A 20,570-nucleotide genomic window follows, 5' to 3' on the forward strand; every position below is an offset into this window, starting at 1 on the left:
GGCGAGCCCCGGGAGGCGACGACACGGCATACCGGTCAAACCGTCAGACCTCTTCGACGCTGCTCGGCTCGCGCCGGCTCAGGTCGATGCCGAGCTCCTCCGCAGCGCGGAAGACGTCCTCGTCGGCGTCCTTCATCTCGATCGAGGTGCCGTCGCTGCTGAGCACCTCGACGTTGAGGCACAGCGACTGCATCTCCTTGATGAGGACCTTGAAGGACTCCGGGATGCCGGGCTCGGGGATGTTCTCGCCCTTGACGATCGCCTCGTAGACCTTGACGCGACCGAGCACGTCGTCGGACTTGATCGTCAGGAGCTCCTGCAGTGCGTAGGCGGCGCCGTAGGCCTCGAGGGCCCACACCTCCATCTCACCGAAGCGCTGGCCACCGAACTGGGCCTTACCGCCGAGCGGCTGCTGGGTGATCATCGAGTACGGGCCGGTGGAGCGGGCGTGGATCTTGTCGTCCACCAGGTGGTGGAGCTTCAGGATGTACATGTAGCCCACGGACACCGGGTCCGGGAACGGCTCGCCGGAGCGGCCGTCGAACAGCCGCGCCTTGCCGGAGCCGCCGATGAGGCGCTGGCCGTCGCGCGTCTTGGAGGTGGAGTCGAGCAGACCCGTGATCTCCTCCTCGCGCGCACCGTCGAACACCGGGGAGGCGACGCGGGTGCCCGGCTCGGCCGAGCGCGCGTCCTCCGGGATGAGGCTGGCCCAGTCGGGCTGGCCCTCGATGTTCCAGCCGCGGGAGGCGGCCCAGCCGAGGTGGATCTCCAGGATCTGGCCGACGTTCATACGACCGGGCACACCGAGCGGGTTGAGCACGATGTCGACGGGCGTGCCGTCCTCGAGGAACGGCATGTCCTCGATCGGCAGGATCTTGGAGATGACGCCCTTGTTGCCGTGACGGCCGGCGAGCTTGTCACCGTCGGTGATCTTGCGCTTGTTCGCGACGTAGACGCGCACGAGCTGGTTGACACCCGGGGGAAGGTCGTCGCCCTCCTCCTTGTCGAAGACCTTCACGCCGATGACCGTGCCGGTCTCGCCGTGGGGGACCTTCAGGGAGGTGTCACGGACCTCGCGGGCCTTCTCACCGAAGATGGCGCGCAGCAGGCGCTCCTCCGGGGTCAGCTCGGTCTCACCCTTGGGCGTGACCTTGCCGACCAGCAGGTCGCCGTCGCGGACCTCGGCACCGATGCGGATGATGCCGCGCTCGTCGAGGTCGGCGAGGACCTCCTCGGAGACGTTCGGGATGTCCCGGGTGATCTCCTCCGGGCCCAGCTTGGTGTCGCGGGCGTCGACCTCGTGCTCCTCGATGTGGATCGAGGAGAGGACGTCGTCCTGCACCAGGCGCTGGCTGAGGATGATCGCGTCCTCGTAGTTGTGGCCCTCCCACGGCATGAACGCCACGAGGAGGTTCTTGCCCAGCGCCATCTCGCCACCGTCGGTGGCCGGGCCGTCGGCGATGACGCCGCCGGCCTCGAGACGGGCACCCTCGTCGACCACGACACGCTGGTTGTACGACGTGCCCTGGTTGGAGCGGGTGAACTTGGCGACCCGGTAGGTCTGGTAGGTGCCGTCGTCGTTGGCCACGGTGACCGTGTCCGCGGAGACCTCCTGGACGACGCCGGCCTTCTCGGCACGGACGACGTCACCGGAGTCGAGCGCGGCGCGGAACTCCATGCCGGTGCCGACCAGCGGCGCCTCGGAGCGGACCAGCGGCACCGCCTGACGCATCATGTTCGAGCCCATGAGCGCACGGTTGGCGTCGTCGTGCTCGAGGAACGGGATCAGCGCGGTCGCGGCCGAGACCATCTGGCGCGCGGAGACGTCCATGTAGTCGACCTCGTCGCCGGGGACGAACTCGACCTCACCGCCCTTGGTGCGGACCAGGACGCGGTCCTCGGTGAACCGGCCCTCGGCGTCGATCACCGCGTTGGCCTGCGCGATGACGTGCTCGTCCTCCTCGTCCGCGGTCAGGTAGTCGACGTCGTCGGTGACCTGGCCGTTGACCACCTTGCGGTAGGGGGTCTCGACGAAGCCGAACGCGTTGATCCGGCCGTAGGTGCCGAGCGAGCCGATCAGACCGATGTTCGGACCCTCAGGGGTCTCGATCGGGCACATGCGGCCGTAGTGCGAGGAGTGGACGTCACGGACCTCGAAGCCGGCGCGGTCACGGGACAGACCACCGGGGCCCAGCGCCGACAGGCGACGCTTGTGGGTCAGACCCGCGAGCGGGTTGTTCTGGTCCATGAACTGCGACAGCTGGCTGGTGCCGAAGAACTCCTTGATGGAGGCGACGACCGGCCGGATGTTGATCAGCGTCTGCGGCGTGATGGCCTCGACGTCCTGCGTGGTCATGCGCTCGCGGACGACGCGCTCCATGCGGGACAGACCCGTGCGGACCTGGTTCTGGATGAGCTCGCCGACGTTGCGCAGGCGGCGGTTGCCGAAGTGGTCGATGTCGTCGACCTCGACGCGCAGGTCGACCTCCTTGCCGTCGCGGTGACCCTTCATGGTCGCGTTGCCGGCGTGGAGGGTGACGAGGAACTTGATCGTCGCGACGATGTCCTCGATGGACAGCACCGAGGCGTCGAGCGGCTCCTCGAGACCGAGCTTCTTGTTGATCTTGTAGCGACCGACCTTGGCCAGGTCGTAGCGCTTGGGGTTGAAGTAGAGGTTGTCCAGCAGCGTCTGGGCGGCCTCACGCGTCGGGGGCTCGCCCGGGCGCAGCTTGCGGTAGATGTCGAGCAGCGCGTCGTCCTGGCCGGCCGTGTGGTCCTTCTCCAGGGTCTGGCGCATCGACTCGAAGTCGCCGAACTCCTCGAGGATCTGGGCCTCGGTCCAGCCGAGGGCCTTCAGCAGGACCGTGACGGACTGCTTGCGCTTGCGGTCGACGCGGACGCCCACCATGTCGCGCTTGTCGATCTCGAACTCGAGCCAGGCACCACGGCTGGGGATGACCTTGGCCGTGAAGACGTCCTTGTCGGAGGTCTTGTCGGGGGTGCGCTCGAAGTAGACGCCGGGGCTGCGGACCAGCTGCGAGACGACCACGCGCTCGGTGCCGTTGATGACGAACGTGCCGCGCTCGGTCATGAGCGGGAAGTCGCCCATGAACACGGTCTGGCTCTTGATCTCACCGGTGGTGGTGTTCATGAACTCCGCGGTGACGAAGAGCGGCGCGGAGTAGGTCATGTCCCGCTCCTTGCACTCCTCGATGGAGTACTTCTGCTCCTCGAAGCGGTGGTCGCGGAAGCTCAGCGACATGGAGCCGGAGAAGTCTTCAATGGGCGAGATCTCCTCGAAGATCTCTTCGAGCCCGGACTTGTCCGGGACGTCTCCCCGACCGGAGGACTTGGCCTGCGCCACGCGAGCCTGCCAGCGCTCGTTGCCGAGCAGCCAGTCGAAGCTCTCCGTCTGGAGGGCGAGCAGGTCAGGAACTTCCAGGGGTTCGCGGATCTTCGCGAAAGAGAGACGGCCGGAAGCCGTACGAGCAGTGGACACAGTCTGGGTCGCGTTGCGCGAGGCAGCCAAGGATGGTCCTTCCACGGGCCTTCTGATGTGAAGTCAGCGCACGCCCATGGCCCCGGATCCAATCAGCCGAAGACACAGCAGAAGCTGCGGCGGAGGAGACGGGTCGAGACATTAGGCAGCGCAAAGCGACAGCATACCTGTATAAGGGCGCGTTCGTCCACCTGCCACCCGGGCCCCCACCCGACGGCGTCTCGACGTGCACCGAGGATGACGGTCCGCGGTCCCGCCGTCAAGGTCAACGGCCGCAAGATCTGCGCCCAGGGATCAGAAAGCTTCCACCTTTGACACCAGCCACCGGCCGTCCACCCGGCTCATCGTGAGGATGACGCGGTTCTGGTCGACCTGCGGGCGGTCGAGCTTGGCCGAGGTGGTGGCCTGGTTGACGAACGCGAGGACACGGACGGTGTTGTCGCTGGCGCTCATGACGCCGACCTCGCTGGCGCGGGCCTGGACCACCGCCTGGTTCGCCACCGCGAGCGGCTTGACGCTCTGCTTGGTGCCGTTGTCGAACTCGGTCCGGAACGCCCCGGTCAGCAGCGCGTCCACCTGGGCCGTGTGCTGGTCGAAGGTCTTGTAGTCGTAGCTGAGCATCGTCTCGACGGCGGTCCGGGCAGCGGCGGTCGCGGCACGGGTGCCGTCGCGGCGGTCGGCGGCGCGGCCGGACTCGACCCACAGCAGGAGGGAGACGGCCAGCGCCACCAGCGACAGCCCGAGGCCGACCCAGGCCAGCAGCCGGGCGCGCGGCGAGGCCTCACGGGGCGGTGCGGTGGCCTCCCCCGGCGTCGCGGCCCGCGGAGGGATGACGCGCGCGGCGGGCGTTGCGGCCGGGCCCTCCGCGGCCGGCGCAGCCGTGGGTGCTTCCGGAGACGTCCTCTCGGCGGGTGTCGTCACTGGCGGGGTCGGCCCCGGCGGGGTGTCGACGACCGGGGTGTCGACGACCGGAGCCGCCGGAGCGGCGGTGCGCTGCCGGCTCCGCTCGCCGGCGACCCTGCGCCGGGCGGGACGGTTAGCCGACGAAGTCAAGGTTGATCACCTTCCAGGAGTCACCGCTGCGCTCGAGGTCGAGCCGCAGCCGGTAGGTCTTGTCCACGGGCTGGGGCGTGGCCGCGTTGGCGGTGGGGGCGACCACGCCGACGATGACCCGGGCCGAGTCCGAGTCGGAGGAGACCAGGGCCGCGTTGACGGTCTTGACCGAGGACACGGTCTTGTTGTCGACGACCACCTTGCGCAGGTCGGCCAGCTTGGACTGGTAGTCGGACCGGAACGTCCCGCCGGCACCGGCCAGGACCTCCTTGCCGTAGTCGTCGAACCGGCGGTAGTCCATCGTGATGAAGTTGACCGCCAGCTGCCGGCCGGCGGCGAGCGCCGCCGCCCCGGACGCGTCACGGTCGCGCTCGGTGAAGTAGCCGCGGCCCTGGGTGAAGCCCACCAGCGCGGCCACCAGGAGCACCACGACGGCGAGGGCGGCCAGGACCTTCGGGGACGCCGAGGACACCCGCGCCACCCGGGCGCGGGCCGGGAGCGACGGGGTCATCGCGCTGCGCTCTGCATCATCCACAGCCACGTGTCTACCCCACCGGACCCCGCCGGGGGCAAGGGGGCAGCCACGTTGGGAAGGTCACTGCCCTGGGTCAGCGCCGCATTGCCCAGCGGCATCGGCATCCCGTCATACGACATCGGGTAGGAGGACCCGGCGCCGCTGGAGGCGCCCGGCGCGTTCTGCGCGCCGCGGACCGTGGAGGCGGAACCACGCGGCAGCGTGCACCGGGCGCCGGTGTTCACCGGGGGCAGGTTCCTGGTCTGGTCGGGGCCGATCCGGTGCGTGCCGCCGTAGCCGGCGGTGCAGGCCGGCGGGTTGTCGGCGTTGAGGACCAGGCCGAAGTGGGCGGTGCCGTCCCCGGGGACGACGGTGTAGCCACCCGCCACGACGTCGGGGTAGGTGATGAGCATCTGCTGGATCCCGTCGATGCGGGACGTGGTCACCTGCCCGATCGTGACGAAGTTGGACAGCAGGGTCGCCAGGGGCGTCTGGTTGTCCTTGATCAGCCCGTCGAGCTCGTGCGAGGCGACCGCGCCGCGGTCCAGGACCAGGCGGAGGTCGGGGTCGCTGGTGCGCAGCGTGTCGGACAGGTCGGCGAAGTTGCCGATGAAGTCCTTGATGTCCCCGGAGCTGGCGCGCTGGGTGTCCAGGACGATGCGGCCGTCGTCGATGAGCTTCTTGGTCTCGGGCAGCGCCTCGGTGGCCGAACGGGTGAGCGCGTCACCGGAGTCGAGCAGGCGCTGGAGGTCGGCGCCGCTGCCGCCGAAGGCGTTGCCGAGCTCGTCGACCACCGTGGCGAGCTGCTTGCGGTCCACCGACCTGACCGTGTTGTCCAGGTGCAGCAGCAGGTTGTCGATCCGCAGCGGCGCCCGGGTGTCCGTGCGCGGGACGGTGTCCCCCGCCGCCAGGTAGGGCCCACCCTCGTGCCGGGGCTGGAAGTCGAGGTACTGCTCCCCCACCGCCGAGCGGTTCTCGACCACGGCCAGGGTGTCCTTGGGCACCTCGGTGCCGCGGTCCAGGCGCATGTCGACCAGGACGCCGTCCTTGGTCAGCCGCAGCTTCTCCACCTTGCCGACGGTCACGCCACGGTAGGTCACCTCGGCGCCGGTGAAGATGCCGCCGGAGTCGGCGAAGTTCGCCGAGACGAGGTAGCTGCCGCCCATGATCTTGTCGGTCAGCCCGACGAACCGGGCGGAGAGCACCGACACCGTGATCAGGGTGATCGCGGCGAACACCGCGAGCTGGATCTTGGTCGCGCGCCGGATCATGCCGCACCTCCGGTCTGGAAGAGCGTCAGCCAGGACGGCTCACCCTCGCCTGTCGAGGCCTCCCCGGCCCCGAGGCAGATGAGCATCGAGCAGGAGGAGCTCTTGCTGGTGGTGGAGCTGGGCGTGGAACCGCCGGGCAGCTGTGGCAGGGACAGCGTGGGCTTGGGCAGCGACGGCAGCGAGGGCAGGCCGGGGCCGGTCGGCTTGCCACCAGGAGCCGTGGGCAGGCCGAGGTTGTTGGACACGGTGCCGAGGTTCATGTCCGCGGTCGCCCACAGGTTGGTGTAGTCGCCCTTGATGGTTTTGACCGCCTCGTCCGGGAACGGGTAGGTCAGCAGCAGCTGCATTGACTTGGGCAGGTCGTCGCCGGCCCTGTTCAGCTGGGACAGGATCGGCGAGATGGCCTTGAGGTTGGCCACGGTGTCGTCCTGCGAGGCGTTGATGACCTTGGTGCCGACCGCCCCGAGCCGGCTCAGCGACTCCAGCATCGTGGTGAGCTGCCGGCGCTGGTCCGCGAGCACCTTGAGCCCCTGGGGAAGGGTGTCCACGGCCTTGGCGAGGTCGTCCTTGCGGGCGGCGATCCGCGCCGAGAGGCGGTCGATGCCCTCGATGGCGCGAACGATCTCGGACTTCTGCTTGTCGAGCCCGCTGACGAAGGTGTCGAGCTGGCCGACGAGGTCCCTGATCTGGGACTCGTTGCCGTTCATCGCCTTGTTGAGCTCGGTCTCGATGACCTTGAGCTGGGCGACCCCGCCGCCGTTGAGCAGCAGCGACATCGCGCTGAGCACCTCCTCGACCTCGGGGTTGCGCCCCGTGCGGCCGATCGGGATGTTGTCGCCGTCGGACAGGGAGCCCTCGGGGGTGCTGTCGGTCGGCGGTGCCAGCTCGACGTACTTCTCCCCCAGCAGCGAGGTCTGGTGCAGGGAGGCGATGGCGTTGTCGGGCAGCTTGACCGACTTCGGCAGGCGCAGGGTGACCCGTGCGGTCCAGCCGTTGAGCTCGATCTTCTCGACCGCACCCACGGTGACCTCGTCGACCTTGACCGCGGACTGCGGCACCAGGTCGAGCACGTCGGCGAACTCCGCCGTCACGTGGTAGACGTCGCCGCCCTGGGCGGCGCCGCCGGGCAGCGGCAGGTCGTAGGCGCCCTGGCAGGCGGCCAGCGAGCCGACCGCGAGCACGGCCACCGCGGTGCGGGCCAGGCCCGCAAGGCCGCGGCGCGGGATACGGCTGGCCGCTGCGAGCAGGGAAGCGGTATGACGCGTCATCGCGAGCCTCCCAGCAGGCCACCGAGGGTCGGGTCGGCTCCGCGGACGTCCGCGGCGGACTCACCGTCCTGCCCCGCGCCACCGGCCGGGGCCGGGGCCAGCGCCGGGTCGGACGGGACCGGTGAGAGCAGGTTGAGCGGCAGGCCGGCGCCGCCGGGCAGGGAGGGCACCTTGAGCAGCTTCTGGATCGTGCTGCACAGCTGCGTGTTGCCGGTGCCGGTCGGGCCCGTGATCAGCGAGCACAGGAGCAGGGCCGGGTCCTTGAGCTGGGCGGCGTTGTTGCGCGTGTCCAGCGTCCCCGACTTCGGGTTGTAGGCGTTCTGCAGGTTGCTGATCGCCACCGGGGCGTTGTCGAGCGTCTCCGCCAGGGCGTTGCGCTGCTTGGCGATCGTGCTCGTGACCGAGGTCAGCTGGCCGATGTCCGTCTTGAGGACGGTCCGGTTGTCGTGCACGAACGAGGAGGTCTCGGACAGGGCCACCGCGAGGTTCTTCAGGGCCGCGGCGAGGTCTCCCCGTTCGCCCGCCAGCTGGTCGGAGACGTTGGCGAGGTCGGTGTTGAGCCGGCGGACCTGCGTGTCGTTGGTGGCCAGCATGCTGGTGAAGGACTGGAGGTTCTTCACCGTGGAGAACAGGTCGTTCCGGCCGCCGGAGAGCGTGGACAGCGCCAGCGACAGGTCGTGGTTCGTGTCGTGGATGTTGGTGCCCTCACCCTTGAGGTTCTTGGCCCCGGTGTCGAGCAGGTTGGACAGGGCACCCTCCTTGTTGGCGCCCTGCGGGCCCAGGGCCACGAGCAGGTCGTCCAGGCTCGTGGAGATCCGGTCGAGCTCCACCGGCACCGCGGTGCGGTCGAGGCCGATGCGGGCACCGTCCTTCATGACCGGCCCGGAGGTGTATGCCGGGAGCAGCTGCACGTAGCGGTCGCTCACCAGCGAGGGAGCCACCACGGCCGCCTTGGCGTCGGCGGGCACCTTGTACTTCGCGTCGAACTCGAAGGCCACCGCGACGTGGTCCCCCTCGGGCTTGACCGAGAGCACCTTGCCGACGTGGACGCCGAGGATGCGCACGTCCGAGCCGGGGAAGAGGCCGACGGCGCGGGAGAAGGAGCCGGTGACCGTGATCGTGTCCGGGCGCGGCCACAGGACCACCGCGGCCGCCACCAGGGCGAGCACGGCGGCCACCGCGATGACGCGCGCACCGCGACCCACCGCCGGCGTACTGCCCCGGCGGACCCGCCGGCGCGGCGGCTTCGCCGCGGGTGCGGCGGCGGCCTCGGCCGGGGCGTCGCCGAAGACCTCGCTCCCGAGGTCGGGCATGACGTCGGTCGCCTCGTGGTCGGTCCGGTCGGTCACGGCTTGATCCCCCCCACCGGGACGGTCAGGTTGGCCACGAAGGTGTCGAACCAGCGGCCCGTGCCCAGCGTGTTGGCGAAGACCCGCGTGAACGGCGCCATCATCGCGATGGTGCGGTCGAGGTCCTTCTCGTGCTTCTGCAGGACGGCGAGCACCTGGTTGAGCTGGTCCAGGGCCGGCTTGAGCTGCGCCCGGTTGTCGCGCACGAGCCCGGTCAGCTGCTGCGCCAGGGCCGAGGTGTTCGTGAACAGCGTGTGGATCGCCTCTCGGCGGGCGTTGAGCTCGGCCATGAGCAGGTCGGCGTCCTTGATCAGCGTTGCCGTGCTGGCGTTGCGGTCGGCCACCGTCTTGCTCACCGAGTTGGCGTGGGCGAGCAGCGTCTTGAGCTCGGCGTCGCGGGAGGCGACGGTGCGCGAGAGCCGGCCCAGCCCGTCGAGGGCCGCCTTGACGTGCTCGGGGCTGTCCTTGAACTCGTCGGCCATGACGTTCAGCGACCGCGCGAGCTGGTCGGTGTCGATGCGCTCCGACGTCGTGGCCAGGTCGGTGAACGCGTCGACCACGTCGTAGGAGGACACCGTCCGGGCCAGGGGGATCTCGGTGTCGGTCTTCATCTGTCCGGCCCCCTTGGGGTCCAGGGCGAGGTACTTCTGGCCGAGCACGGTCTTCATGCGCACCGACGCCCCGGTCTGCGGCCCGAAGGCGGCCGGCTCGGTGATCTTGAAGTCGACCCGCACGTGCGAGCCCTCGAGGTCGACGCCGGTCACCTTGCCGACCTTGACGCCGGCGATGCGGACGTCGTCGTCCTTCTTGATGCCACCCGCCTCGGTGAACGCCGCGGCATAGCTGTCACCGCCGCCGATGAGCGGCAGGTTCTGGGCGTTGAACGCCAGGACCAGCAGCACGGCGAAGAAGGCCAGGCCTGCGGCCCCGATCGGGACGGGGTTGCGCTCGCGGAACGGGATGCTCATGAGCACCTCGCCGTGTTGACCGAGTACGACGGGGTCAGGACCGTGCCGGTGGGCAGCTTGACCGTCCCGTTGAACCGGCACAGGTAGAAGTTGAACCAGGACCCGTAGGTCGCGGTGCGGGTGATGGTCTCGAGCTTGCCTGGCGTCGTCGTCATGAACTTCTCGAAGGTGGCGGTGTTCGCGGGCTTGTTGAGCGTCGCGGCGAGCGCGTTGAGGTTGGCGATGTCGGACCGGATCGGCTGACGGGCCTGGCTGAGCAGGTCGGCCGTCGACCCGGCGAGGTCGTTGATGTTCGTCAGCGACGCACCGATCGCCGAGCGGTCGGCTGACAGGCCGGAGACGAAGCGCTGGAGCTGGTCGAGCAGCTCCCCGAGGGCCTCGTCATGTGCGTCGACCGTGGACAGCACCGTGTTGAGGTTGCCGATGGTCCGCCCGATGACCTCGTCCCTGTCGGCGAGGGTCGAGGTGAGCGACGCGGTGTGCGCGAGGAGGGAGTTGATGTTGCCCCCCTCCCCCTGCAGGACCGAGATGATCTCGCCGGAGAGCTCGTTGACGTCCTTGGGCGACAGCGCGGCGAACAGCGGCTTGAACCCGTTGAACAGGACCGTCAGGTCCAGGGCCGAGTGGGTGTGGTCGAGCGGGATCCTGGCACCGTCGCGCAGCGGGGTCGGCTGCCCGACCCCCTGGCTGAGGGCCAGGTAGCGCTCGCCGACGAGGTTGCGGTACTTGATCGTGGCGATCGTGCCCTGGGTCAGGACGCTGGTCTTGTCCACGGTGAAGTCGACCAGGGCTGTCGTGCGGTCGGTGTTGACCCGCACGTCCTTGATCTCGCCGACCCGGACGCCGGCGATGCGGACGTCCTGGCCGGGAACGACACCGGTGACGTCCTGGAAGACGGCCTGGTAGCTCGAGGTGCCCCCGAACTGGAAGTTCGCGATGGTCGCGGCCAGGGTGCCGAACGCGAGCAGCGTCACCGTGGCGAAGATGATGAGCTTGACCAGGCTGGACGTGGTCTTCACTGCTGGCTCACCACCGTTCCGCGCAGGAGGGGACCGGCCAGGAGCGCGGTGATGGCCGACGGCCGGCCCTGCTGCTCCGGGTCGAGCAGCGCCGAGATGACCTGCTGCTCGGCGACCGTGCCGGCCAGGCCCGAGTCGGCGTTGGCGATGCCGGCGCCCTGTGTCGAGGTGAAGTAGCTGGGCAGGTCCGTCGCGGCCCCGTCGGGGAAGGCGCTCTGCGCGCTGTTGCCGGCCCCCGAGGTGCCGTCGTCGAACTTGGTGCCGGGCCGGGGGTTGGCCTGCGACTGGTGCGGGTTGGGCAGGCCGAGGCAGCCCGGGCCGCGGTTGTCGTTCCAGGCCGGCTCCTCACCGGGCTGGTAGGCCGCGCGCGGCTTGGTGACCTCGAGGGTGATGTGGAACGTGTGGTTGCTGAATGCCTGGTTGATGTTGGGGACCCAGTGCGACAGGCCCTGCGCGAAGCAGGGGTAGATGGGCGAGTAGCGGGCGAACGTCCGCAAGGTGGGGCGCTGGACGGTGCCGACCTGGATGATCCGGTCACCGTTGGCGTTGAGGAACCCGGTCGCCGTGTTGGCGAACCCGGCCGTGCCCGCCAGGAAGCCGGCGAGGGCGTCCTTCTTCTCGACGATGGTCGTGTTCGTGGTGATGAGCGACTTCAGCATGCGCATGAGGTCCGGCGCGGCGTCGGCATACGTGGAGGCCATGTCGGCCAGCCCGCTGATGTCGGCCTGGATGGTCGGCATCTTGGGGTTGATCTGCTTGAAGTAGCTGTCGGCCATGACCAGGTTGTCGCCGAGCTGCTGCCCGCGACCGTCGAGGGCGGAGGCGAGGGCGTTCAGGGTGGCGGAGAGCTTCTCCGGCTTGACCGTGCGCAGCAGTGGCAGCAGGTTGTCGAAGACCTGCTCGAGCTCGATCGCCACCTTGGTGCGGTCCTGGCCGATGGTGTCCCCCGCCTGGATGTGCTGCGCGGACGCGTCGGCCGGTGGCACGAGGTCGACGTAGCGCTCCCCGAACAGGGTCTTGGGCAGCAGGCGTGCCCCCACGTTGGCGGGGATCTGGTTGACCTGGTCCGGCTGGAGGGCCAGCTGGATGCGCGCGCCCTGACCCGTGGTGGTGATGTCACGGACCTCGCCGACGATGAGCCCGCGGATCTTGACGTCGGAGGACGCCTGCAGCTGGTTGCCGATGCGGTCGGTCAGGAGGTTGACCATCACCACGGGGGTGAACCTCTTCTGGAACGAGGCCACCGACAGGCCCACCAGCACCACGAGCACCGCCAGGAAGGCCGCACCGTAGGTGTGGTTGCTCAGCCGCGACATGGCTCCGCCACGCTGTTCCGTCACGTTCGTCAACCCGCTATTCGCACTGTCGTGGTGGCGCCCCAGACGGCCAGGCTGAAGAAGAAGTCCACGATGTTGATCGCCACGATCGAGGTCCGGACCGCCTTGCCGACGGCCACGCCGACCCCCGCGGGACCCCCGGAGGCGGTGTAGCCGTAGTAGCAGTGGATCAGGATGATCACGACGGCGAAGACCATCACCTTCACGAACGACCAGAACACGTCCACCGGGGGCAGGAACAGGTGGAAGTAGTGGTCGTAGGTGCCCTTGGACTGGCCGAAGTAGCTGGTGGTGATGAACCGGGTCGCCGCGTAGGAGGAGAGCAGGCCCAGCACGTAGAGCGGCACGCACGCGACGAACCCGGCGATCATGCGGGTCGTCACGAGGAACGGCAGGCTGGGGATGCCCATGACCTCGAGGGCGTCGACCTCCTCGCTGATGCGCATGGCACCGAGCTGGGCGGTGAAGCCACAGCCGACGGTCGCGGCGAGGGCGAGACCGGCGACCAGCGGCGCGATCTCACGGGTGTTCAGGTAGGCCGAGATGAAGCCGGTGAAGGCGCCGGTGCCGAGCTGGTTGAGGGACGAGTAGCCCTGCAGGCCGACCTCGGTGCCGGTGAAGAAGGCGAGGAAGGCGATGACGCCGACGGTGCCGCCGATGACCGACAGGGCCCCGGTGCCGAGGCTCACCTCGGCCAGGAGGCGCACGACCTCCTTCTTGTATCGCGTGAGCGTGCGCCCGCTCCAGGCCAGCGACCGCACGTAGAAGCGCAGCTGCCCGCCGAGGTCGTCCAGGGCGGCCACCGGCCTGCCCACGATGTCCTGGACCTTGCTCATCGACTCACCTCCTGCCGGTCAGATCTTCTGGGGGACGACTTGGAAGTAGACCGCCGTGGCCACGAAGTTCACGACGAACAGCAACATGAAGGTGATGACGACGCTCTGGTTCACCGCGTCGCCGACCCCCTTGGGACCGCCACCGGCGGTCAGCCCCTTGTATGCGGCGACGATCGCGGCGATGGCGCCGAAGATCAGGGCCTTGATCTCGCCGGTCCACAGGTCCGGCAGCTGGGCCAGCGCGGTGAACGAGGCGATGTAGGCGCCCGGGGTGCCGCCCTGGATGATCACGTTGAAGAAGTAGCCACCACAGACACCCACGACCGACACGAGCCCGTTGAGCAGGACCGAGACGAGCATGGCGGCGATGACCCGCGGCACCACGAGACGCTGGATCGGGCTGATGCCGAGCACCTCCATCGCGTCGATCTCCTCGCGGATCTTGCGCGAGCCGAGGTCGGCACAGATGGCGGATCCGCCGGCACCGGCGATGAGCAGGGCGGTGACGATCGGCGAGGCCTCCCGGATCACCGCCAGGACGCTGGCCGCACCGGTGTAGGACTGCGCCCCCAGCTGGCGGGTGAGCGTGCCGAGCTGGAGGGCGATGACCGCGCCGAACGGGATCGAGACGAGGGCCGTCGGCAGGATGGTCACACTGGCGATGAACCAGCTCTGCTGGATGAACTCCTTGGTCTGGAACGGACGTCGCGGCAGCGCCCGGAGCACGTCCAGGGCGAGGGCGAACAACGACCCGCTCTGTCGGAGCGCGCCGGTGACCGGGTTGCTCACGAGACGGCCCGCTCGGGCTCGGCGTGCTCGGTGTGCGCGGTGTGCTGGGAGACGCCTGGGACGCCGGCGTTCTTGGACATGAAGGACCCGGGCGGGGGGACCACGCCGTTCTCTCGGCACCACTCCCCGGCGGGCCGCTCGGCGCGCCTGCGGGTGCCGTCGCTCGTCTGGAGCTGGAGGGCGATCGGCGGCAGCGGGGGCAGCTCCTGGCCCTGCTCCTGCGCGAGCTCGTCGGCGTCCTTCTCCTCGGACATGCCGATCGGTCCGATGGTCTGGGCGTTGAGGAACTGCCGGACGACCGGCTCCTCGCTGGAGAGCAGCATCTCCCGGGGGCCGAACATGGCGAGGTGCTTGTGGTAGAGCAGGCCGATGTTGTCCGGCACCGTGCGGGCGGTGTTGATGTCGTGGGTGACGATGAGGAAGGTGGCATCGATCTGGGCGTTCAGGTCGATGAACAGCTGGTTGATGTAGGACGTGCGCACCGGGTCCAGGCCGGAGTCCGGCTCGTCGATGAGCAGGATCTCGGGGTCGAGCACCAGGGCCCGCGCGAGCCCGGCCCGCTTGCGCATCCCGCCGGAGATCTCGCCGGGGAGCTTGCCCTCGGCGCCCGCCAGCCCGACGAGCTCCATCTTCTCGGTGACGATCCGCTTGATCTCGGACTCGTTCTTCTTCGTGTGCTCGCGCAGCGGGAAGGCGACGTTGTCGTAGAGGTTCATCGACCCGAACAGCGCGCCGTCCTGGAACAGCACGCCGAAGAGCTTGCGCACCTCGTAGAGGTCGTGCTCGCGCAGCCGGGTGAGGTCCCTGTCGTTGATCCAGATGGAGCCGGCATCGGGCTTGAGCAGACCCACCAGGGTCTTGAGGAACACGGACTTGCCGGTGCCCGACGGGCCGAGCATCACCGAGATCTCGCCCGCCGGCAGCGTCAGCGTGACGTCGTTCCAGATCATCTGGGACCCGAACTTCTTGGTCAGTCCCTCGACCTTGATCTCAACGCCCACTGCCTCACCTCTTCCCGATCGGCACCCAGAGGCATCGCCCTGTGAGCGGGTCGACACGTTAACGACGCAGCGCGGAGCAAGTTACGCGCGAGTAGCGCCAGGTAGCGACCGCCGCGCCCCTGGGTCAAGGCTGGAGTGTTTCGGATTTCTCGCAACATGAAAAGGGGCAAATCATATGGCCGAGATCACCGTGCCCCACCCGTAACTCAGGCACCACACAACGAACGCCCGCAGAGCCCGGGGACGACAACGGCGGGACAGACCAGATGGTCTGTCCCGCCGTTGTTCAGCGAGGCCCCGGCACCGTGGTGCCGGGATCAGCTCACTTGAGGGTGACGGTGGCGCCGGCGCCCTCGAGGGCAGCCTTGGCCTTGTCCGCGGCCTCCTTGTTGACCTTCTCCAGGATCGGCTTCGGGGCGCCGTCGACCAGGTCCTTGGCCTCCTTCAGGCCGAGGTTGGTGAGGGCGCGCACCTCCTTGATGACCTGGATCTTCTTGTCGCCCGCGGCGTCGAGGATGACGTCGAACTCGTCCTTCTCCTCGGCAGCGGCCTCGCCGCCGGCGCCGCCGGCAGCCGGGGCGGCCGCAACGGCGACCGGGGCAGCGGCGGTCACGCCGAAGGTGTCCTCGAACTGCTTCACGAACTCGGAGAGCTCGATCAGCGTCATCTCCTTGAAAGCCTCGAGCAGCTCGTCAGTGCTGAGCTTCGCCATGATGGCGTTCCTTCCTGTTAATGCCGTGAGTGGCGTTGGTTGTTGTTGGAGCGTGGGCTCGGGTGGTGACCCGGGCTCAGCTCTCGTCGCCACCCGCGGCGACGTCTTCGGTGCTGGCCTCGGCGGCCTCGTCCGCAGCGGCCTCGGCCGGAGCCTCGGCAGCGACGGGACCCTCCGCCTCGACCTTCGCGCGCAGGGCGTCGACCACGCGGGCCGTCTGCGACAAAGGAGCGGCGAAGAGGTAGACAGCCTTGCTGAGCGAGGCGTTCATGGCGCCAGCCAGCTTGGCCAGGAGAACCTCGCGGGACTCGAGGTCCGCGAGCTTCTTGATCTCGTCAGCGGTCAGCGGCTTGCCGTCAAGCACGCCGCCCTTGATGACGAGGAGGGGGTTGGCCTTGGCGAAGTCACGCAGGCCCTTGGCCGCCTCCACCGGGTCACCGGTGATGAAGGCGATCGCCGAGGGGCCCGTGAGCTGGCCGTCGAAAGCCGTGACACCGGCTTCCTTGGCAGCGATCTGGGTCAGCGTGTTCTTCACCACGGCGTAGCTGGCGTGCTCACGCAGGGAGCTTCGCAGCTGGGTCAGCTGCGACACGGTCAGGCCGCGGTACTCCGTCAGCACGGCCGCACCCGAGCTGCGGAACTTGTCCGTCAGCTCGGCGATGGCTGCCGACTTCTCGGGCTTTGCCATGCGGGGCCTCCTTCCGGGTGAATGCCGGCGAAGTCACCCCAGACACGAGAAAAGCCCCCAGCGCAGGACGCGGGGGCTCCGGGCAGATCAGGACGAGCCTGTATGCCGTTCACGTGCGTGGCCTGCGCTGGTCGCCCGCTCTGCTGCGGAACCTTCGGTCTTCGCGCTGACGCACGAGGACAACCGGCGGTCTTTGGTCAGGTGCCAGAGTACGGGCCGGTGGCTGCCCGGGTCAAAACGGGCGGCCACCGGCCCGGCTGGCCGCTACGGCGCGGTCGTGGTCTGGGCCGCCGGCGGCGCCGTGATGGTCACCGGCTCACCGAACTTGGACAGCAGCACGGTCGTGGAGACCGCCTGACCCTTGGCCGTCATGGAGCTGACGACCTTGTGCGGCCGGTTCTGGGCGTCGACCCACATGTCGACCTTGAGGTCCTTGAGGTCCGCGTCGGACAGCTGGGCGGCCAGCGCCGGCGCCAGGGCCTTCTTGATCTGGGCGGCGGTCGGCGAGGACGTGTAGTGCGTGGTGGCCACGCCGTCCACGGTCTCCTGGCCGACGACCTTCTGGTCCGCCACGGCGTAGTTGGAGACCTGCTGCTCGGGCTGCATCTGCTTGATCTGCTCGAACAGCGGGGCCAGCTGCTTGGAGAGCATGTCCGTGCCACCCTCCTTGGCCACGACCCACTTGCCGCCGACCGGAAGGGCCGCGGACTTCAGGTAGATGGCCGGGGACTTCAGGATGAGCTCCATCGGCATCGACCCGACCTTCATGGTCAGGTGCTCGGCGACGCCGTTCTCCGCGGAGACGTCACCCTCGCCGGTGAGGCCCTGGGTGCCGCCGGTCGTCACGGTCATCTTGAGGTGCATCGTCTTCGCCCCCTTCATCGCCGACTGCAGCCGGGGGGTGAACGACGAGGCCTGGACCACGTCGCCGGGCTTGGGTGCGGCGGTCGTCGAGGACGCGCCGGTGGCGGTGCTGCTACCGCCGCCGGAGCAGCCGGCCACCGCGAGCAGTGCCGAGCCGGCGAGAACGGTGAGGATCTTCTTCATGCTCATCCCCCAGATGAGGTCGGTTGGGAGGGTGCCGTCGGCCCGAGGAGCGGGCCAGGACCGGGCCTGGACACCCGGAGGCGAGCCTGACCGCCCCTCGAGCATAACCACGGGGCGCGCAGGGCTACTGCCGGCGCCCCAGCTCCGCCACCACCAGGTTGACCGCCTTGGGCCACAGGGCGGCGTCGACCGGCAGGGCCTCGGCGTCGCCGTCCTCGCGGTCGAGGCCCACGGTGAGCACGTAGTTCCCGCGGAGGGCGATGGCGGAGCGAAGAAGCTTGCCCTCGTAGACCCACGCCTGGTCAGCCGCGGTCTTCAGCCGGGTGACCTTGAACTCAGGGTCGGACTGCCGGATGCCCAGACGACGGTAGAAGTAGTCCTTGGCGCCGCTCTCGTCGGCGAAGTACGTCACCTTGAGGTCGAACAGGTCGCTCTCGGTGATGTCCCCGTCCTGGCGCACGTCGGCTCGGCGCGTGCAGGTGTTGCTCGCCGCCAGGGGGTCACCCGCCGCGTTGGTGCCGGTCCGGGTCACGCTGCGGGTCGTCGACCCCATGTCTGCGGTCCCCGTGGGCGCCACGCCGAAGACCTGCCGGAACGTGTCGTCACCGAGGACGTCGCAGGGCTCCACCAGCCTGGTCCGGCCCACCGAGGACTGGTTGCCGAACACGGCTGGCACCGGGGCCTGGCTGAGGGAGGTGGAGTCGACGTTGCGGAAGACCTCGTCGTAGGTGGCACGGACGGCCGGAAGGACCGTGGCCAGCTCGCTGCTGCTGATCTGCCGCGAAGCGTCGAAGACGTTGTCCGAGCCGAAGGAGTAGGTCAGCTTGAGCGTCGCGTTGTGGTGCAGGGCGAGGAAGAAGCCGCGGCTGGGGTTGAACAGGATCTTTCCGTCAAGGCCCGCCACGGCCTGGGCGCCGAGAGCCGCCTTGGCCCGAGGCATGGCAGCTCGCGCCGCGGCGAGGAACTGCCGGGCCTGTCCCGCGAGTGCCTTCTCCTGCGTCGTCCGCGGTGTCATCGTGGCGAGCTGCCGCTCGAGCTGGGTCAACCGCTTCTCGTCGCTGCCGTCACCGAGACTCAACGAGGTCTGCCAGTCCTCCTGGGCGGCCTCGTCGGTGGCGAACTGGCTCACCTCGAGATCGACCGAGCGGTCCCGGTCGTCCAGGAAGTCATACGTGCACTTCGTGACGACCGGAAGGTGGTCGGTGTCCGCGGCCGCGACCGAGTGCTGGCTGAACGTGTCGCTGACGGAGCTCGCGTCAACGAAGGGCGCGTAGAGCTTCTGCACGGTCTGGGCCGGGAGGGCCTGGCACGCGTCGACGTACCGGTGTCCTGCGACGGTGAGCGTGCCGCTCGGGCGGCGCACTGACGTCAGGTGCGCGGTCGCGGACTCGTGGCCGCTGCTGGCGGCGCCGGCGGCGCAGGCGCTGCTCATCATGAGCCCCCCGAGCGCCAGCGCGAACATGAGCTTGCGCATGCGTTTCCCTCGTTCCCCCCCGGTGGGACCGCTCCCAGCGTGGGCCCCAGGACCGCGTGAGCATACCCAGCCGCAGGAGGGACTCGCCTCACGGGGCGTCGGATATGTCCGTTACCCGCCGGAAGAGGCCGAGGGCTGGGGCGGGAGCCGGGGCGGGTCGGCGACCTCGTCCTGTGCCGGCCGGGTGACGTCGACGTCCTGGCCCCAGCGGGTGTAGGTCGTGACCGTCGGCCCCTCCCCCGGCTTCGTGGAGCTGATCCGGGCCGGCAGGCCGTCCTGGTCGATCCAGACCTCGACCGCGACGGAGCCGGTGAGGCGGTCGCGCACCTGCGCCTGGACCTCGGCGGGCAGGAGCGGAAGCATCGCCGCCGCCTCGATGCTGCCCCTGTAGTGGGTGGTCTGCCGGTCCCCCACCCGCTCGGCGCCGACCGTCGTGAACGGCGCCGCACCGGCATACAGGCGCACCTGGTTGGCCGGGTTGAGCGAGGCGGTGATGACCGCGACCACCGGCGCCATCATCGCCGAGAGCTGGTCGCCACCCGTGGCCGAGAGCCGCAGCCACTTCTTGCCCGGCTGGGAGGTGTCGGAGATGTAGACCGAGTCGCCGAAGACGCGCAGCTCGGTGCTCTCGCCGTTCTGGTCCCCCGAGAAGGACAGACGCGACTTCGCGCCGTCGATGACGATGTCCCCGGACCCGGTGCCGGTCGGCCCCTGGCTGGAGAAGTGCACCGCGCGCCGGGACTCGATCCGCTTGACCATGTCGCCGAACAGCGGACCGGCGGCCACGCGCTGGCCCGCCGAGTGCTGCGGGACGGGAGGCGAGTGGTCGCAGGCGGCCACGCCCAGGCCCAGCACGAGGGCGGCAACGACCGAAGCCGCGCCGGGGAGCCCGGCGCGGCTTCGATGGAAGAACACGGAACGATCAGCCAATTACTGGCCAGCCTCGTCCTCAGCCAGCAGGTTGCGGGTGCGGTTGGGGTCCAGCGGGATGCCGGGGCCCATCGTCGTGGTCAGCGTCGCCTTCTGGATGTAACGACCCTTGGCCGCGGACGGCTTGAGTCGCAGGATCTCCTCGAGGGCCGCACCGTAGTTCTCCACCAGCTTGGCCTCGTCGAACGAGGACTTGCCGATGATGAAGTGCAGGTTGGCGTGCTTGTCGACGCGGAACTCGATCTTGCCGCCCTTGATGTCGGAGACTGCCTTGGCGACGTCCATGGTCACCGTGCCGGTCTTCGGGTTGGGCATGAGGCCGCGGGGACCGAGGACCTTGCCCAGGCGACCGACCTTGCCCATGAGGTCGGGGGTGGCGACGACGGAGTCGAAGTCGAGCCAGCCGCCGGCGACCTTGTCGAGCAGCTCATCAGAGCCGACGTAGTCGGCGCCGGCCGCGGTGGCCTGCTCCGCACGCTCGCCGGTGGCGAAGACCAGGACCCGGGCCGTCTTGCCGGTGCCGTGCGGGAGGTTCACGGTGCCACGGACCATCTGGTCGGCCTTGCGCGGGTCGACGCCCAGGCGCATGGCAACCTCGACGGTCGCGTCGTACTTGGTGGTGGAGGTGTCCTTGGCCAGGCGCACGGCCTCGAGCGGTGCGTAGAGCTTGCCGGCGTCGATCTTCTCGACGGCGGCGCGGTAGGACTTGCTGCGCTTCACTTCTGCTCCTGTGTGTTTCGTGGTGGTGGTGGAGTCGTGGTCCTCGGGCCAGCGCGTGGCCCTGCCACTGTCGGCCTGCCGGGGCCCACCTCGGG

18 protein-coding genes are annotated in these 20,570 nt (G+C 69.3%); all 18 read right to left on the reverse strand.

Annotated elements, in window-relative coordinates:
• Positions 1 to 43: 43 nt before the first annotated feature.
• The 18 genes from rpoB to rplA all read right to left on the reverse strand — a co-directional run bounded on the left by rpoB (position 44) and on the right by rplA (position 20,475).
• Positions 44 to 3,529, reverse strand: coding sequence for a DNA-directed RNA polymerase subunit beta (gene rpoB, locus FB474_RS14920; protein WP_141789361.1), 3,486 nt, complete (start codon positions 3,527 to 3,529; stop codon positions 44 to 46).
• Between the two features lie 264 nt (positions 3,530 to 3,793).
• Entirely contained in the window at positions 3,794 to 4,552 is a 759-nt protein-coding gene (locus tag FB474_RS14925) for a hypothetical protein (RefSeq protein ID WP_141789362.1), read from the reverse strand.
• Positions 4,536 to 5,087 (reverse strand): hypothetical protein, encoded by a 552-nt coding sequence (locus FB474_RS14930; protein ID WP_246092208.1) that lies wholly within the window; start codon positions 5,085 to 5,087, stop codon positions 4,536 to 4,538. Before FB474_RS14930 ends, FB474_RS14925 begins: the two co-directional genes overlap by 17 nt.
• A complete protein-coding gene (locus FB474_RS14935; protein ID WP_141789363.1) occupies positions 5,060 to 6,337 on the reverse strand; it encodes an MCE family protein in 1,278 nt (425 codons plus the stop codon). Before FB474_RS14935 ends, FB474_RS14930 begins: the two co-directional genes overlap by 28 nt.
• On the reverse strand, positions 6,334 to 7,605 hold the full coding sequence (locus FB474_RS14940) for an MCE family protein (RefSeq protein ID WP_141789364.1): 1,272 nt from the start codon (positions 7,603 to 7,605) through the stop codon (positions 6,334 to 6,336). The genes FB474_RS14935 and FB474_RS14940 overlap by 4 nt, the downstream gene beginning before the upstream one ends.
• Positions 7,602 to 8,954 carry an MCE family protein gene (locus tag FB474_RS14945; RefSeq protein WP_246092209.1) on the reverse strand — a complete coding sequence of 451 codons (1,353 nt, stop codon included), beginning with the start codon at positions 8,952 to 8,954 and terminating at the stop codon, positions 7,602 to 7,604. The genes FB474_RS14940 and FB474_RS14945 overlap by 4 nt, the downstream gene beginning before the upstream one ends.
• Entirely contained in the window at positions 8,951 to 9,922 is a 972-nt protein-coding gene (locus tag FB474_RS14950; RefSeq protein ID WP_141789365.1) for an MCE family protein, read from the reverse strand. Before FB474_RS14950 ends, FB474_RS14945 begins: the two co-directional genes overlap by 4 nt.
• Positions 9,919 to 10,941: an MCE family protein gene (locus FB474_RS14955; RefSeq protein WP_141789366.1), complete on the reverse strand. Its 1,023-nt coding sequence runs from the start codon at positions 10,939 to 10,941 to the stop codon at positions 9,919 to 9,921. The genes FB474_RS14950 and FB474_RS14955 overlap by 4 nt, the downstream gene beginning before the upstream one ends.
• On the reverse strand, positions 10,938 to 12,257 hold the full coding sequence (locus FB474_RS14960) for an MCE family protein (RefSeq protein WP_141789367.1): 1,320 nt from the start codon (positions 12,255 to 12,257) through the stop codon (positions 10,938 to 10,940). Before FB474_RS14960 ends, FB474_RS14955 begins: the two co-directional genes overlap by 4 nt.
• A gap of 29 nt (positions 12,258 to 12,286) precedes the next feature.
• The gene (locus FB474_RS14965; RefSeq protein ID WP_141789368.1) at positions 12,287 to 13,114 is read right to left on the reverse strand and encodes an MlaE family ABC transporter permease; all 828 of its coding nucleotides are present in this window, start codon (positions 13,112 to 13,114) and stop codon (positions 12,287 to 12,289) included.
• Positions 13,115 to 13,132: 18 nt separating this feature from the next.
• On the reverse strand, positions 13,133 to 13,903 hold the full coding sequence (locus FB474_RS14970; protein WP_141789369.1) for an MlaE family ABC transporter permease: 771 nt from the start codon (positions 13,901 to 13,903) through the stop codon (positions 13,133 to 13,135).
• A complete protein-coding gene (locus FB474_RS14975; RefSeq protein WP_141789370.1) occupies positions 13,900 to 14,904 on the reverse strand; it encodes an ABC transporter ATP-binding protein in 1,005 nt (334 codons plus the stop codon). The genes FB474_RS14970 and FB474_RS14975 overlap by 4 nt, the downstream gene beginning before the upstream one ends.
• Before the next feature lie 322 nt (positions 14,905 to 15,226).
• Positions 15,227 to 15,616, reverse strand: a complete 390-nt coding sequence (gene rplL / locus FB474_RS14980; RefSeq protein ID WP_141789371.1) for a 50S ribosomal protein L7/L12 — start codon at positions 15,614 to 15,616, stop codon at positions 15,227 to 15,229.
• 76 nt (positions 15,617 to 15,692) lie between these two features.
• A complete protein-coding gene (rplJ, locus tag FB474_RS14985) occupies positions 15,693 to 16,304 on the reverse strand; it encodes a 50S ribosomal protein L10 (RefSeq protein WP_141789372.1) in 612 nt (203 codons plus the stop codon).
• A 264-nt stretch (positions 16,305 to 16,568) separates the two neighbouring features.
• Complete coding sequence (locus FB474_RS14990; RefSeq protein ID WP_185746186.1) at positions 16,569 to 17,357, reverse strand: SCO4651 family lipoprotein; 789 nt, start codon at positions 17,355 to 17,357, stop codon at positions 16,569 to 16,571.
• A 118-nt stretch (positions 17,358 to 17,475) separates the two neighbouring features.
• Entirely contained in the window at positions 17,476 to 18,825 is a 1,350-nt protein-coding gene (locus FB474_RS14995; protein WP_141789374.1) for a hypothetical protein, read from the reverse strand.
• Between the two features lie 111 nt (positions 18,826 to 18,936).
• Entirely contained in the window at positions 18,937 to 19,740 is an 804-nt protein-coding gene (locus tag FB474_RS15000) for an SCO4651 family lipoprotein (protein WP_141789375.1), read from the reverse strand.
• Between the two features lie 15 nt (positions 19,741 to 19,755).
• Complete coding sequence (gene rplA / locus FB474_RS15005; protein ID WP_246092210.1) at positions 19,756 to 20,475, reverse strand: 50S ribosomal protein L1; 720 nt, start codon at positions 20,473 to 20,475, stop codon at positions 19,756 to 19,758.
• Positions 20,476 to 20,570: the final 95 nt, after the last annotated feature.

Origin of the sequence: Oryzihumus leptocrescens (assembly GCF_006716205.1) — a bacterium.
In the GTDB taxonomy this organism is placed as follows: domain Bacteria; phylum Actinomycetota; class Actinomycetes; order Actinomycetales; family Dermatophilaceae; genus Oryzihumus; species Oryzihumus leptocrescens.

Excerpts from the sequence above, each read along its gene's own strand:
- FB474_RS14960 (WP_141789367.1), bottom strand. The coding sequence starts at position 12,257 with ATGTCGCGGCTGAGCAACCACACCTACGGTGCGGCCTTCCTGGCGGTG.
- FB474_RS14995 (WP_141789374.1), bottom strand. The coding sequence starts at position 18,825 with ATGCGCAAGCTCATGTTCGCGCTGGCGCTCGGGGGGCTCATGATGAGC.
- FB474_RS14950 (WP_141789365.1), bottom strand. The coding sequence starts at position 9,922 with ATGAGCATCCCGTTCCGCGAGCGCAACCCCGTCCCGATCGGGGCCGCA.
- FB474_RS14965 (WP_141789368.1), bottom strand. The coding sequence starts at position 13,114 with ATGAGCAAGGTCCAGGACATCGTGGGCAGGCCGGTGGCCGCCCTGGAC.
- FB474_RS14990 (WP_185746186.1), bottom strand. The coding sequence starts at position 17,357 with ATGAGCATGAAGAAGATCCTCACCGTTCTCGCCGGCTCGGCACTGCTC.
- rplJ (WP_141789372.1), bottom strand. The coding sequence starts at position 16,304 with ATGGCAAAGCCCGAGAAGTCGGCAGCCATCGCCGAGCTGACGGACAAG.
- FB474_RS14935 (WP_141789363.1), bottom strand. The coding sequence starts at position 6,337 with ATGATCCGGCGCGCGACCAAGATCCAGCTCGCGGTGTTCGCCGCGATC.
- rplL (WP_141789371.1), bottom strand. The coding sequence starts at position 15,616 with ATGGCGAAGCTCAGCACTGACGAGCTGCTCGAGGCTTTCAAGGAGATG.
- FB474_RS14940 (WP_141789364.1), bottom strand. The coding sequence starts at position 7,605 with ATGACGCGTCATACCGCTTCCCTGCTCGCAGCGGCCAGCCGTATCCCG.